This window comes from Belliella marina, from assembly GCF_042682445.1.
Lineage (GTDB): Bacteria > Bacteroidota > Bacteroidia > Cytophagales > Cyclobacteriaceae > Belliella > Belliella marina.
Map to the genome: position 1 here is coordinate 99,622 of NZ_JBHUHR010000051.1, position 13,902 is coordinate 113,523.

Annotated in this window: 13 protein-coding genes; 7 read left to right on the forward strand and 6 right to left on the reverse strand. The window is 40.4% G+C overall.

Annotated features, from left to right (window positions below):
* The first annotated feature begins 22 nt into the window (after positions 1 to 22).
* The gene (locus ACFSKL_RS22980; RefSeq protein ID WP_376889749.1) at positions 23 to 538 is read left to right on the forward strand and encodes a hypothetical protein; all 516 of its coding nucleotides are present in this window, start codon (positions 23 to 25) and stop codon (positions 536 to 538) included.
* Between the two features lie 68 nt (positions 539 to 606).
* Here the strand turns inward: ACFSKL_RS22980 and ACFSKL_RS22985 are convergent, their stop codons facing one another.
* On the reverse strand, positions 607 to 1,479 hold the full coding sequence (locus ACFSKL_RS22985) for an SDR family oxidoreductase (RefSeq protein ID WP_376889751.1): 873 nt from the start codon (positions 1,477 to 1,479) through the stop codon (positions 607 to 609).
* Between the two features lie 125 nt (positions 1,480 to 1,604).
* Here ACFSKL_RS22985 and ACFSKL_RS22990 point away from each other — a divergent pair, with 125 nt between their 5' ends.
* A complete protein-coding gene (locus ACFSKL_RS22990; RefSeq protein ID WP_376889752.1) occupies positions 1,605 to 2,414 on the forward strand; it encodes a hypothetical protein in 810 nt (269 codons plus the stop codon).
* Between the two features lie 45 nt (positions 2,415 to 2,459).
* Here the strand turns inward: ACFSKL_RS22990 and ahcY are convergent, their stop codons facing one another.
* Positions 2,460 to 3,779, reverse strand: coding sequence for an adenosylhomocysteinase (gene ahcY / locus ACFSKL_RS22995; RefSeq protein WP_376889754.1), 1,320 nt, complete (start codon positions 3,777 to 3,779; stop codon positions 2,460 to 2,462).
* A gap of 80 nt (positions 3,780 to 3,859) precedes the next feature.
* Positions 3,860 to 4,615 carry a biotin--[acetyl-CoA-carboxylase] ligase gene (locus ACFSKL_RS23000; protein ID WP_376889756.1) on the reverse strand — a complete coding sequence of 252 codons (756 nt, stop codon included), beginning with the start codon at positions 4,613 to 4,615 and terminating at the stop codon, positions 3,860 to 3,862.
* Positions 4,616 to 4,703: 88 nt separating this feature from the next.
* On the opposite strand from ACFSKL_RS23000, the gene rsfS reads away from it, so the two are divergent.
* Entirely contained in the window at positions 4,704 to 5,051 is a 348-nt protein-coding gene (gene rsfS, locus ACFSKL_RS23005) for a ribosome silencing factor (protein ID WP_376889757.1), read from the forward strand.
* A gap of 67 nt (positions 5,052 to 5,118) precedes the next feature.
* Positions 5,119 to 7,188 carry an ATP-dependent zinc metalloprotease FtsH gene (ftsH, locus tag ACFSKL_RS23010; RefSeq protein ID WP_376889759.1) on the forward strand — a complete coding sequence of 690 codons (2,070 nt, stop codon included), beginning with the start codon at positions 5,119 to 5,121 and terminating at the stop codon, positions 7,186 to 7,188.
* Between the two features lie 479 nt (positions 7,189 to 7,667).
* On the opposite strand, the gene floA is transcribed toward ftsH, so the two are convergent.
* Both floA and ACFSKL_RS23020 read right to left on the reverse strand, forming a co-directional pair.
* A complete protein-coding gene (gene floA, locus ACFSKL_RS23015; protein WP_376889761.1) occupies positions 7,668 to 8,678 on the reverse strand; it encodes a flotillin-like protein FloA in 1,011 nt (336 codons plus the stop codon).
* Positions 8,679 to 8,681: 3 nt separating this feature from the next.
* Positions 8,682 to 9,143 carry an NfeD family protein gene (locus ACFSKL_RS23020; RefSeq protein WP_376889762.1) on the reverse strand — a complete coding sequence of 154 codons (462 nt, stop codon included), beginning with the start codon at positions 9,141 to 9,143 and terminating at the stop codon, positions 8,682 to 8,684.
* Positions 9,144 to 9,573: 430 nt separating this feature from the next.
* On the opposite strand from ACFSKL_RS23020, the gene ACFSKL_RS23025 reads away from it, so the two are divergent.
* Both ACFSKL_RS23025 and ACFSKL_RS23030 read left to right on the forward strand, forming a co-directional pair.
* Positions 9,574 to 10,143, forward strand: coding sequence for a hypothetical protein (locus ACFSKL_RS23025; protein ID WP_376889764.1), 570 nt, complete (start codon positions 9,574 to 9,576; stop codon positions 10,141 to 10,143).
* An 11-nt stretch (positions 10,144 to 10,154) separates the two neighbouring features.
* On the forward strand, positions 10,155 to 10,682 hold the full coding sequence (locus ACFSKL_RS23030; RefSeq protein WP_376889766.1) for a hypothetical protein: 528 nt from the start codon (positions 10,155 to 10,157) through the stop codon (positions 10,680 to 10,682).
* Positions 10,683 to 10,905: 223 nt separating this feature from the next.
* Here the strand turns inward: ACFSKL_RS23030 and proS are convergent, their stop codons facing one another.
* Positions 10,906 to 12,387, reverse strand: coding sequence for a proline--tRNA ligase (proS, locus tag ACFSKL_RS23035; RefSeq protein WP_376889768.1), 1,482 nt, complete (start codon positions 12,385 to 12,387; stop codon positions 10,906 to 10,908).
* A gap of 130 nt (positions 12,388 to 12,517) precedes the next feature.
* Between proS and ACFSKL_RS23040 the strand changes: the two genes are divergently transcribed.
* Positions 12,518 to 13,873 (forward strand): hypothetical protein, encoded by a 1,356-nt coding sequence (locus ACFSKL_RS23040; protein WP_376889770.1) that lies wholly within the window; start codon positions 12,518 to 12,520, stop codon positions 13,871 to 13,873.
* Positions 13,874 to 13,902: the final 29 nt, after the last annotated feature.

Below are 13,902 nucleotides of genomic sequence, written 5' to 3' on the forward strand. Positions count from 1 at the left end.
TCTAAAGAGAAAATAGAAACACATGAAAAAACACTTTTTATATCTCTGCATAACTATCATTACAGCCTCCTGTTCGCCTGGACTGGCAGGACTAATGAAAATGGAAGACATTCAAGAACTGAAGTCAGACAAGCTCTACGTGTTTCTATCTGACAACAAGGAAGAAATCAATCTACACAAAAAATACAACCAGCATCGACGTGCTGAGCGATTAGAAAGGCAGACTGAATCATTCAACCAAAAACTGGAACAAGCTTTCAAGGGAAATTATGATTTTTCTGACATCGAATTCACAGAAGATTCTGACCAAATCGATGCGAACTTTTATGCTACAATCGACATCACGGAAAACTATGGTGACCGGGACAATCAATTTCTGATTCAATTGAACATTAGGAATAAAAACGGAGATATTGTTGAGAATTCTTTCAAAGAATCCTCAACCAACTCCAATTACAACCTTAATCACTTGGTAAAACAATTGAATAAAAAACTAGAGAAGAAATACAAACAGGGTAAGAAAATGCAGGAAAATTAAACCGAGTTTTAATCAAAGATTTCTAATCTTCCATTTCGCCTTCAGATAGCCCCAAACCAATTTGGGGCTTAAGCTTTTTTTCCTCTTGATGCCTCCATCATATCCCATAGTTCTTGAGGAATTTGATCCAAATTATTGAATTCTCCAGCACCTTGCAGCCATTCCCCACCATCAATGGTGACAACTTCACCATTGACATAGGAAGAAAAGTCCGACATCAAGTACGCTGCCAAATTGGCTAATTCTTGGTGTTCACCTACCCTACCTACAGGCACTTTCTTAGCGGGATCAAATTTCTTCACCAAATCTCCGGGCAACAACCTGCTCCAAGCACCTTCTGTAGGAAATGGCCCTGGCGCGATGGCATTGGACCGGATATTATACTTTGCCCATTCTACTGCAAGTGACCTTGTCATCGCAAGCACACCTGCTTTGGCTGCAGCGCTTGGGACTACATAACCTGAGCCTGTCCAAGCATAGGTTGTCACGATATTCAAAAATATCCCTTTTTGTTTTTCTTTAATCCAGTATTTCCCGGCCGTCAACGTCACTTGTGAAGTCCCCTTTAGCACAATATCCAGGACAGTGTTGAAAGCATTTGTAGAAAGTCGCTCCGTAGGACTGATAAAGTTCCCAGCCGCATTGTTCAAAACCGCATGGATTTGACCGAAATGGGAAATAGCATCAGACCACATTTTCTCTACTTGGTCGATATCCCTCACATCACATGCAAGTGGCAAAACTTCCCCTCCTGTCTCTTGCTCCATTTCTTTGGCCGTCACTTGCAACACCTCCAGTTTCCTACTTGTGATCACTAGGTTTGCCCCTAACTTCAAAAAGTATAAGCCCATGGATTTCCCAAGACCAGTTCCTCCTCCTGTGACGAGGATATTTTTACCCCTAAGGGCATTTTCTTTCAACATTCCTTCTGTATGACTCATTATTTTTTGGGTTTAAAAGTTTAAGATATCGATTCTTTCATGCAAAAGAAAGAATTCACAGAAGCTTTTGGCATCATTTTTTTTATTACCCAAAGGACTTAACTTTGACACCACAATATACCAACATGAATCGACTATTTTTCCCAATCCTTACCCTGATCGCCCTTTGGTCTTGCACCAATGATATCGACAAAAATATAACGACAAACCTGCAAGTTGAGGCAAACGAAATTTTCCGGACTTCTTTGGCTTTGGAAGAATCTTTGATCTACCCATTCTACAGCTTTGAAGCATTCCAAAATGCCCCCATTGACACTTTTCCAGGCTGCCCGGATTTGACAGTCAATGAAATCCTAAAAACTGTGACTTTGGATTTTTCCAAAAAGGCATCCTGCGAAAGCCAAAAAATTGAAAGAATAGGCAAGATTATCCTGGAATTCAGTAATGATGAGGAACAAAACGAAACAGTAACGCTCCGGTATGAAGACTACAAAATCAACAACGCAGAAATTCAAGGCGCCAGAACTTTCACCAAGGAGCAAGGCAACTTCAATATTGATCGATGGACAGAAAATTTCGAGGAGCTTTCAATCATAGACGAGTTCAATTCATCAACAAAGATTTCGGGGGAATTTGTATATAATTTAACTTCCTCAGGTGACACACTCTCCACATTCACCAGCATGGGAAGTATTGAAGGGAGAAACATCACTGGGAGACCATTGAAAATGGCTTCTACTACCCAAAGACAATATAGTGTAGACTGTATCTCTGCGGGCTGGGTTCTGCCCAACAGTGGTATTGAAGTTTGGGAAATCTTCAGAAACACAAACAGATCAACGGCACATACTGTCAGCTTTTCATCCGAAGACAACTGTGAATCAAAAGCGAGAATTTTATTATCAGACGGAAGAACCATTATATTGGAACAATAAAAAAAGCCGGACAAATTGCCCGGCTTTTCCATCTGCAATTTTCAGTTAATACCTATAATATTCCGGCTTGAATGGCCCTTCTGGCGTCACGCCGATATACTCAGCCTGATCTGCAGAAAGTGTATCCAGTTCAACCCCCAATTTCGACAAATGCAAAGCTGCCACTTTTTCATCCAAATGCTTAGGAAGCACATAAACTCCAGGAGCATATTGATCGGTATTTGTCCAAAGTTCCAGTTGTGCCAAGGTTTGGTTTGTAAATGAATTGGACATTACAAAAGAAGGATGCCCTGTCGCACAACCCAAGTTCACCAATCTGCCTTCAGCCAACACAATAATCTCTTTCCCATCAATTGTATAAAGGTCTACTTGAGGCTTGATGACATCCTTAGTATTTCCGTAGTTCGTATTCAACCACGACATGTCGATCTCATTATCAAAATGTCCGATATTACATACAATAGCTTTATCTTTCATAGCCCTGAAGTGGACTTCAGAAATAATGTCTTTGTTTCCAGTTGCTGTCACTACGATGTCAGCTTCCTTGACAGCATCTACCATCTTTTTCACTGCAAATCCATCCATTGCAGCTTGAAGCGCACAGATAGGATCAATCTCTGTCACAATCACTCTAGCTCCTGCACCTTTTAGCGAAGCTGCAGAACCTTTCCCAACATCTCCATACCCAGCTACTACAGCTACTTTACCAGCCATCATCACATCCGTCGCTCTTCTAATCGCATCTACCAAAGACTCCTTACATCCATACTTGTTGTCAAACTTGGATTTGGTAACCGAATCATTGACATTGATAGCAGGCATAGGGAGTGTACCTTTTTTCATCCTTTCGTACAGCCTATGTACTCCAGTTGTTGTCTCCTCAGACAAGCCCTTGATCCCTGCAACCAACTCAGGATAGTGATCCAAAACCATATTGGTCAAATCCCCACCATCATCCAAGATCATGTTCAAAGGCTGCTTCTCCTCTCCAAAGAAAATAGTCTGCTCAATACACCAATTAAAATCTTCTTCACTCAAGCCTTTCCACGCATAGACAGAGATCCCTGCTGCTGCAATTGCCGCCGCTGCATGATCTTGGGTTGAGAAAATGTTACAGGAAGACCAAGTCACTTCAGCCCCAAGTGCTACCAGCGTCTCTATCAAAACCGCTGTTTGGATAGTCATGTGAAGACACCCTGCGATCCTAGCCCCTTTCAATGGTTGTGACACACCATATTCTTCTCTTAGCGCCATCAACCCCGGCATTTCGGCTTCAGCCAATTTGATTTCTTTTCTTCCCCACTCTGCGAGTGAAATATCTTTCACCTTATATTTGACGAATTTGTCGGATTTAATTTCGGACATATTTAAAATTTTTAATAGATTGATTTCAATTTAGAAAATGCAAATTTACAGCTTTTTAAGACAAAAAGGAAATTTGGGTTTTACAGAAAAACAACTTCCTTGAATGCGTAAAAGTTTTGGCTGCCATCTTTTTTTTCAATTATAAGCCTCCCTTCCTCCTTAAGCCCAGTAATCTTTCCCGAAAATTCTTCCGTGTCTGAGTAAGTTGCCCATTCTTGGTAACGAAAAAGATTTTTCAAATAGTTTTTCTTCACTTCTTTGAAATCTCCCTTTTTCAATTCCAAATAATAAAGTTCTATTTTACGGATCAGCAATTTGAAAATCTCCCACTTATCGACATCAAGACCTGACAGCTTAGCAATAGACGTGGCAGATGGAAAATCAAACAACTTTTGATTAATATTCAGGCCTATGCCCAATACCGAAAATTCGATCCCGCGTTGACCAATTATATTTTCTATCAGAATCCCGCCCAATTTCCCTTTGTTTTCATGCACAATATCATTGGGCCACTTGACTTTGAGACCACCTGCATAATCGGACAAAACCTCGTATATTGCCATTGAAACCATGATATTTAAATCAAATTGATCTCGTGGATTTAAAAAATTCGGAGATAAAACCAGTGAAAATGTCAAGTTCATTTCAGGCTGTACTTTCCACACATTTCCTCTTTGTCCCTTTCCTTTAGTTTGGTTTTCAGTGATCACTATTGTACCCTCAGCTGCCTCTTTGGATTTAATTCTGGTCATTGCGACATCATTTGTAGAGTGACACTCTGGCAGGGAAATGATATCTTTTCCCAGAAATATGGTATTGGCAAGGATTTTATACATTTTTAATTAGTTAATTTGTATTTCTATATGGATATTTAAAAACCTACGAGAAACCGCAATAAAGATTCAGTAAAATTAAATTAAAAATATGACAGCAGAAGCGCTGAGTAAAGTAATTGTCAAAGGAATGGAAGATCGAAAAGCTTCCAACATCGTAATTATGGATTTGCGAGGAGTGAAAAATTCTATGACAGATTTTTTTGTGATTTGTTCTGGCAATTCAGACACGCAAGTGGAGGCTATAGCTGATGCGGTTGAAGAGGAAGTAATAAAAACCAACAAAGAAAAACCTTGGAGAACAGAGGGGAAAAACAACAATGAATGGGTATTAATAGACTATTTTAACGTTGTGGTTCACATTTTCCTCAAAGACCAAAGGAATTATTTCGGATTAGAGGAACTTTGGGGAGATGCTAAATTCACGTATGTTGAATGATAAAGTTTTGAACTTTCGTCCCCCTAATTCGTTTTACAGAAGTTAAAATAGCATTAAATACCGAGCGATGAGCGAAAATAATAAGAGTAAAAAATTCATCCCAAAAACTCCGCAAAAACCAAACATTCAACTTTGGCTAATCATTACAGCTGTGATTGTACTGGTTGGGGTCACTTTGTTCCAACAAAGAAGCACCGCAATCAACATTACGAAAAGTAGATTTGTGGACATGTACCTGGCAAATGATGTATCAAAAGTAATGATCATCAGAAACCTTAACAGAGTTGATGTTACATTAAAGGAGACTTCATTACAGAATGATCGTTATAAAACCGAATTGGAAGGAAGTGGACCATTCACCAATCCAGGAGGTCCCCATTATTCTGTAGAGGTGGCAAGTGCCGAGAAATTTGAAAAAGATTTTGAGGAATTGGAGTCCCGGGTACCCGAAAACCAAAGAGTAGGATACAAAGTCACGGATGAAGATTCATGGACAAATATGTTTTCAGGCTTTGGGTTTTTGATCCTACTGTTTGTTCTTTTCTGGTTTATGATGAGAAGAATGGCTGGTCCCAGCGGCCCAGGAGGTCAGATATTCAATGTTGGTAAGTCGAAGGCACAGCTTTTTGATGCTGAAAACAAAGTCAAGATCACTTTTGACAATGTGGCAGGACTCGACGAGGCGAAGGAAGAAGTACAGGAAATCGTGGAGTTCCTTAAAACCCCGGCAAAGTTCACCAAACTTGGTGGAAAAATCCCTAAAGGCGCACTGTTGGTAGGCCCTCCGGGAACAGGTAAGACACTCCTTGCCAAAGCTGTGGCAGGTGAAGCTGGCGTCCCCTTCTTTACGCTTTCAGGATCTGATTTCGTGGAAATGTTTGTAGGTGTAGGTGCTGCAAGGGTAAGAGACCTTTTCAAACAAGCAAAAGAAAAAGCCCCATGTATCATTTTCATTGACGAAATAGATGCCATCGGTAGATCTAGAGGTAAAGGTCAAATGCCTGGTTCAAACGATGAAAGAGAAAACACCCTCAATTCACTTCTTGTGGAAATGGATGGTTTTGGGACAGACACAGGTGTAATTGTATTGGCTGCGACCAACAGACCTGATGTATTGGACAGTGCATTGCTAAGGGCAGGAAGGTTTGACAGACAGATCAGTATAGATAAGCCGGATATAATTGGAAGGGAAGCAATTTTCAAAGTACACCTTGCCCCAATAAAAACGGCTGACGATATTGATGCCAAAAAATTAGCGGCTCAAACGCCAGGTTTTGCAGGCGCAGAGATTGCGAATGTATGTAATGAGGCGGCTTTGATCGCTGCAAGGAGAAACAAAGCAGCTGTAGATATGCAGGATTTCCAAGATGCTGTTGACAGGGTCATTGGTGGTCTGGAAAAGAAAAACAAAATCATCTCTCCCGAAGAGAAAAAGATTGTGGCATACCACGAAGCAGGCCATGCAGTGGCAGGTTGGTTTTTGGAGCATGCAGACCCATTGGTAAAAGTGAGCATTGTCCCAAGAGGTGTAGCTGCACTAGGCTATGCACAATACTTACCAAAAGAGCAGTTCCTATACCAGACAGAGCAACTTATAGATGAAATGTGCATGACTTTGGGTGGAAGGGCTGCAGAAGAAATCATTTTCGGTAAAATTTCAACCGGTGCATTGAGTGATTTGGAGAGAATCACCAAAATGGCCTACTCAATTGTTTCTATTTATGGAATGAATGAGAAAATCGGAAATGTCTCTTTCTACGACAGCAAAGCATCTGAATACAGGGCGACAAAACCATACTCTGAAAAAACCTCTGAAACCATCGATGATGAAGTTAGGAAACTCATTTCCTTTGCTTATGACAGGACTAAGGAGTTATTGACAGAGAGAAGGGCTGAATTGGAGATTTTGGCAAAAGAACTTCTGGAAAAGGAAATCCTTTTCCAAATGGACTTGGAAAGATTGATAGGCAAAAGACCCTTTGAAAAGGAAACAACCTATGAAGCATTTACCAAAAAAGTAGATGCAAATGATAAGGCTGCAGCTGACAAAAAACTTAGTGAAGACAACAAATCTTCTGAAGCCAACTCAAACGACACCATAGAAGTCCCTTCCCAAATCGGAGAAAACAAAGACTAGCTCTAAGAGAAAAACAATGACAATTTGAAGTCCCATCCAAGAAATTGGTTGGGACTTTTTCGTTTCACCACTGTTGCGACTAGAGGCATCAAGGAACTTATATACCTGAGTTCGACTATTCTCACTTTGTCAAAACGGTTTTAAATGGTGAGAACTACAAAAAGAAGGTGCGAACTTTTTTATGAAGTAATATTGGGATATTGCGAATTGAAAAAGTGAAGTAGATTGCCGTTTAAAACCGAATAGTCGGCTCAGTCAATAAAAACAAAAAGGGATAAAGAACAAACCTTGTCCTTTACCCCTTTTTAAAGCATTACAACCTGCTAATTTCAGAAACCTAAATAAACAACTTCTACCGCCTGCCAAGAAGCAGATGTCCTATAAAACCGCATGTACAGCAATTATTGAAGATTAGCTATCCACAATTATATAACAACTATTGCAGAATTACGGATAATCACAATTACCTAAAATTGTGATTATTTATCGGTCAATTTTCCTTTAGAACTATCTGAACTTCCGGAATCATCCCCAGCAATCGTAGATCGCATATCTGTATCAGACTTGATATTTTCCATTCGGTAATAATCCATGATACCCAAATTGCCAGATCTAAATGCCTCTGCAATGGCTTTCGGTATATCAGCCTCTGCTTCGATTACTTTAGCCCTCATCTCTACTGACTTGGCTTTCATCTCCTGTTCCAATGCAACGGCCATAGCCCTTCTTTCTTCTGCACGGGCTTCTGCCACTTTCAAATCAGCTGAAGCTTGGTCGATTTGGAGTTTTGCACCAATATTCGTTCCTACATCAATATCCGCAATATCTATGGAAAGGATTTCAAATGCAGTACCGGCATCCAAACCTCTTTCCAAGACTAGCTTAGAAATCTTGTCAGGGTTCTCCAATACACTTTTGTGGTTTTGTGCCGAACCGATCGAAGTCACTATCCCTTCACCTACCCTGGCAAGAATCGTTTCTTCACCTGCACCACCCACCAGCTGCGCAATATTAGCCCTCACAGTCACCCGAGCCTTTGCTATCAACTGGATCCCATCCGCAGCTACTGCAGCTACATTTGGGGTATTGATGACTTTTGGATTAACGGATATCTGGACAGCCTCAAACACATCCCTTCCGGCAAGGTCAATTGCTGTCGCTTGCTTGAAACTCAGATTGATATTTGCCTTATCTGCCGAAATCAAAGCCCTGATAACATTTGGCACATTTCCACTTGCCAAATAATGTGTCTCAAGATCATTGGTTGTCAAATCCAAGCCGGCCTTCGTGGCAGTAATCAATGAGTTTACAATAATGCTTGGCGGAACCTTCCTGATCCTCATTCCGATCAGTTCACCTATCCCCACCTTCACATTTGAGAATATGGCAGTAATCCAAAGATTGACCGGAACAAAATATAAAAAGACAAAAAGAAGTATCAGCGCAGCAAATGCTGCAAATAAAATGAATGGCATACTGGTCATTTCCATAATTTAATTTTTTATAGTGATTCTATTATCCCCCAATTTAGTAATAATTACGATTGAACCGACAGAAATAAATCCAGAATCAGATTTTACTTCATAAATTTTATCTAAAAACTCAGCTTTGCCTATTGGTTTGATATCGGAAACCGCCCTGCCCTTCATTCCAACTTCCAAGCCAGTCAACCTCCCATCAAAAGATCCTCCTGTGATGGAATCTTTTAATGCGAATTTATTCCAAACCCCAGATTTGAATCCATAGATAAGTGCTAGGAAATTGATAAGCACCGTAACTCCCAAAATCATCCAAGCGGTGGACGATTCGAAACTCAAAAACGAATAATAAACACCTGCTGCAGATACAATCACGCCAAGTACTCCAATAATTGTCGTGCCGGGAACAAATATTATTTCAGTGAGAATCAATATCAACCCAATCGACAACAAAGAAAACAAGATAAACCAAGTCATATTTTTAATAGGTTCTTTTTTGTAAAAGTAGTTTAATTTCCCCAAAGTACTAAACCTCCTTAAATGGGTCTAACCTTTAATATTGTGATTTCAAAGTTGTTTAGATAAAGAATTCCCAGTTTTTTCTGAATATACAAGTAAATAGTTCTGGCTTACATAGAAAAAAAAGATTCTTTAAAATGCTCAAAAAATGACATATCTCCAAGCTACACTAAAGGGGATTTATATGTAAAACAGCAAAATCAGCTCTATCTATTTTGAAGAATCGACCCTTGAAAACCGGATTGCATTGAGGTTTTCAAAGCAGATTTGACTGACGACATCCCCTGTGAATATAATAGCTTCTAAAAATAATTCCACCAAAAACTGGTAAAATAGTTTTTTTAAATATATTTAGTACAAATTTTCAACCTATCCCAAAACACAATTTATGAAAACAAAAATTACAATTCTAAAACATGCCTTTTTGATGGTCATCATAGGCTTCAGCATGACAATCAAAGGTTATAGCCAAACACTTCAAACGCCTTCAGAGGGAAAGTCTCTCGTGTATTTTGTAAGATCCAATGGTACTGGAGCTTTGATAAACTTCAAATTTTTTGATGGCGAAAAGTATCTCGGGAAATTTAACGGGGTAAAGTATTTCATCTATGAATGTGATCCTGGCGAACATGTTTTTTGGGCTTCATCAGAGAATAGATCTTTTGTTGAGGCCGAGTTGGAAAGCGGAAAAGTATATTTCATGGAAGTAAGACCAACCCCTGGAGCTATAAAATCAGCCGTAAAACTTGTCCCTATTAGCCCTGACAATGAAAAGGGGATGAAAAGAATCAACAAGTTCATTTCTAAGAAAGCCCCTTATGATTTGGACTCCAAGGACTTTTCCGATGAAGCAGAAGATCTTGATTTCTTTATTGGCAATGGTATGAAAAAATACAACTCAGATAAAGAAAAAGACAAAAATATCGCCAAGATGCCTTCAAACTACGCTATCAATTAATTCGACAAAATATGAAATCTACTTTACTTATCATCTGCTTATTGGTTTTGTCACTAAATGTTTCAGCCCAAAACCTAAGTTCCAGCAAAGGCTCTTCCACTATGGGAATAGGCATGGGTTTACCCTATGGAGGGTTTGGGCTTAAATTTAACCATCACATTCTAAACTATTTCTCTGCATTTGGTGGAGTAGGCTACAATTTAGTGGGTATTGGAGTAAATGGAGGCTTGAATTTCACGGTTCCTACGGAAAAAAACGCAGAATTTTATTTTACTGGAATGTACGGCTATAATGCAGTCATGAAATTTGAAAACTACTCCGCCTTGAATACTACCTATTATGGCGCCAGCTTAGGCAGTGGGATAAAAATCAACTCCCAAAGGCATGAAGGAAGGTATTGGGACATAGGCATTTTGGCTCCACTCAGGAATTCCAGATATAAGTCTGACATAAAATACTTTGAAAGTAGCATAGAATCAAAGCCTTGGCCGGTTCAACTTTATTTTGGATACCACTTCAGCCTGAATTCAAAAAACTGATTGAAATGAAAAAATAAAGACTGTATAGAAAATAGTCTATCTCTAAATTTTTCAGCAGATCCTAATGTAAAGGTCAAAAGAAAAAGGTGGAAGGGGTAGCCCCTTTCACCTTTTTCTTTTGACCTTTTTCCTTACTCTAGGATGCTTCGAGAAATAATATTTGGCGAAACATTCTTGAAATCCCTTCTGAGAGAAATTCACTGAAGAATTTCCAAACCTCCTATTAGTATGCCCTCGCAAAAAGAACCCGGCCTTTGGAAGGATTCCCAGTAAGGATACATGTCCCTTCTTCTTCCTTTTGATCCAATGGAATACACCTGATAGTTGCTTTTGTAAGCTCCTTTATTTTTTCCTCTGTCTCTGATGTCCCATCCCAATGAGCCGACAGAAATCCACCTTTGGTTTCGATCTTATCCAAAAACTCATCCCAAGTATTCACTTCAGTAGTCATTTCAGTCCTAAAACCAAAAGCCTTTTCATAGATAGAATCTTGGATTTTATCCAACATACCCGTCACATAATCTTCAATCTGGATTTGTCCCAAGTCGACAGTCTCCTTGGTCAAAGTATCCCTTCTGGCTACTTCGATCGTGTTGTTTTCCAAGTCCCTTGGTCCCATCGCAATTCTCAATGGAACACCCTTCAACTCATATTCTGCAAACTTCCACCCAGGCTTATGGGTATCCCTTTTGTCAAAATGAACAGACACCCCTTTGGCCAACAACTTCTTGGCTATTTCATTTGCTTTTTCAGCTATTCTATCAAATTCTTCATCTGTTTTGTAAATAGGTACAATGACCACTTGGATCGGAGCCAATTTCGGTGGCAACACCAATCCATTATCATCTGAATGCGCCATGATCAACGCCCCCATCAACCTGGTACTCACGCCCCAGGATGTTCCCCATACATGCTCCAACCCACCTTCTTTGGTGGCAAACTTCACGTCAAAAGCCTTGGCAAAATTTTGCCCCAAGAAATGGGAAGTTCCTGCCTGAAGTGCCTTGCCATCCTGCATCATCGCTTCAATACAATATGTATCTTCTGCACCAGCAAACCTTTCATTGGCACTCTTCACACCTTTTACCACAGGCAAAGCCATAAAAGTCTCAGCAAAGGTGGCATAGACATTCAACATTTGGATGGTCTCATCGATAGCTTCCTGTCTGGTAGCGTGTGCAGTATGACCTTCTTGCCATAGAAACTCTGTGGTTCTCAGAAACAATCTTGTCCTCATTTCCCAGCGCACTACATTTGCCCATTGATTGACAAGTAGCGGAAGGTCTCTGTATGATTGTATCCAATTTTTGTACGTACTCCAGATCACTGTTTCAGAAGTAGGCCTTACGATCAATTCTTCCTCCAGCTTTGCCTCAGGATCGACGACAACGCTTTTACCATCTTCGGAATTTTTGAGACGATAATGGGTCACTACAGCGCATTCTTTGGCAAATCCCTCTACATGGCTTGCCTCTTTGGAGAGGAAAGACTTGGGAATAAATAAAGGAAAATAAGCATTCGAATGGCCTGTCTCTTTAAACATTTTATCAAGCTGTGCCTGCATCTTCTCCCATATGGAATAACCGTATGGCTTGATGACCATGCATCCCCTAACAGCAGAGTTCTCCGCCAAGTCAGCCCTTTTCACTAATTCGTTGTACCACAAAGAGTAGTCTTCACTTCTTTTAGGCAATCCTTTGCTCATGATTTATTTGTTGATATCAAAATTCTATTTATATTCGTTTTTGCTATGGAGGGCAAATATAATTTAAATAATTATAACCCTCTTAGATATAACACGTATAATAGTGTTGGAGACTGTAAACAACAACAAAATGAAACGATTAAACAATTTCTTTACTCTTGGAGCTGGCGTGATAGTCTTGCTATCCTCGTGTAGCACAAGCTACAATGCGATGCAAGGCGGAGAGTCTGATGACTTATATTTTATGGCTTCAGATGCAAGGGTAGCCACAGAGTATGCTGTTAGCAACAACAACCCAAACAACTTCCAATCACTGAATCAGACAACTTCTGACCAATTTGAGCAGGAAAACTTTTCTGCAAGGAATGTGAATCCAGAGTTTATCGCAAAATACCAAGCAGATAGCAATGCTGGAGATGAAGGATCTGTGTATTTTGACGACAATGAAGTTGTGGAAAACAATCCAAATGTAAACGTATACAATAATTATTACAGCAATGCCGGAAATAATTTCAATTCAGGATTTGGCAGCCCATTCTTCAACCCAATGATGATGGGAGGTTTTTCTCCTTGGGGCATGGGGTTCTCTCCTTGGGGCATGGGAGGATTTTACGATCCTTTCTGGGGGCCAGGGTTTGGCATGATGCCTGGATTTGGATTTAGGCCAGGTTTCAACATGTCCATAGGCATGGGATTCGGATTTGGAAACCCATGGATGATGAGAAGAGGATTTGGCATGGGCATGATGGGTATGGGTGGATTTTATGACCCATTCTTTGATCCATTCTTCCCAAGATTTGGCATGATGGGATGGGGCGGAGGATTTGGCTACGGCGGTTTTGGAAGACCTATATATGTCATCCCAGGTGGAGAGTATAACAATAGACAGATCGTAAGGGGAGCTAGACCTTCCAGAGGATCATCTTTGGCGACAGCAGGATCAAGATCGAGTGGTGTAGCAACACCAAGTACTTCCAGGGCAGCGGCACGAAGAGATGCTACAACCGGAAGCAGATCATTGACTTCCACACCGTCTACCAGGAATGCCAGAAATGACTTTGGTTCTTCCCAAAATGATTACTATAACAGTGCAAGAAGCAGATCAGGTACAGCAGCAAGGTCAGCAGCACCTTCCAGCAGAAATGTCAGCTCACCTGCAACTGACAGGGGAGCAAGTAGAGTCGGCACAAGAAGCGCTGCACCTTCTTACAGAAATACAGCTCCAAATACAAGATCAACGGTGAATACTGCACCTTCTAGAACAACTTCTCCAAGTTATAACAGAAGTGCTAGTCCATCATACAATAGCCGTTCTACGGCACCATCAAGAAGTACTTATTCTGCACCAAGCAGAACCAGTACACCAACACGTAGTACACCTTCGTATTCAGCTCCGAGCAGAAGTTCGGGAGGTAGCGTAGGCGGTGCGAGTCGAGGTGGTGGTGGCACCAGCTCTGGCGGATCAAGAGGAGGAAGGGGAAATTAATTCCCCTTTTTTTTTGCCTTTTTACTATC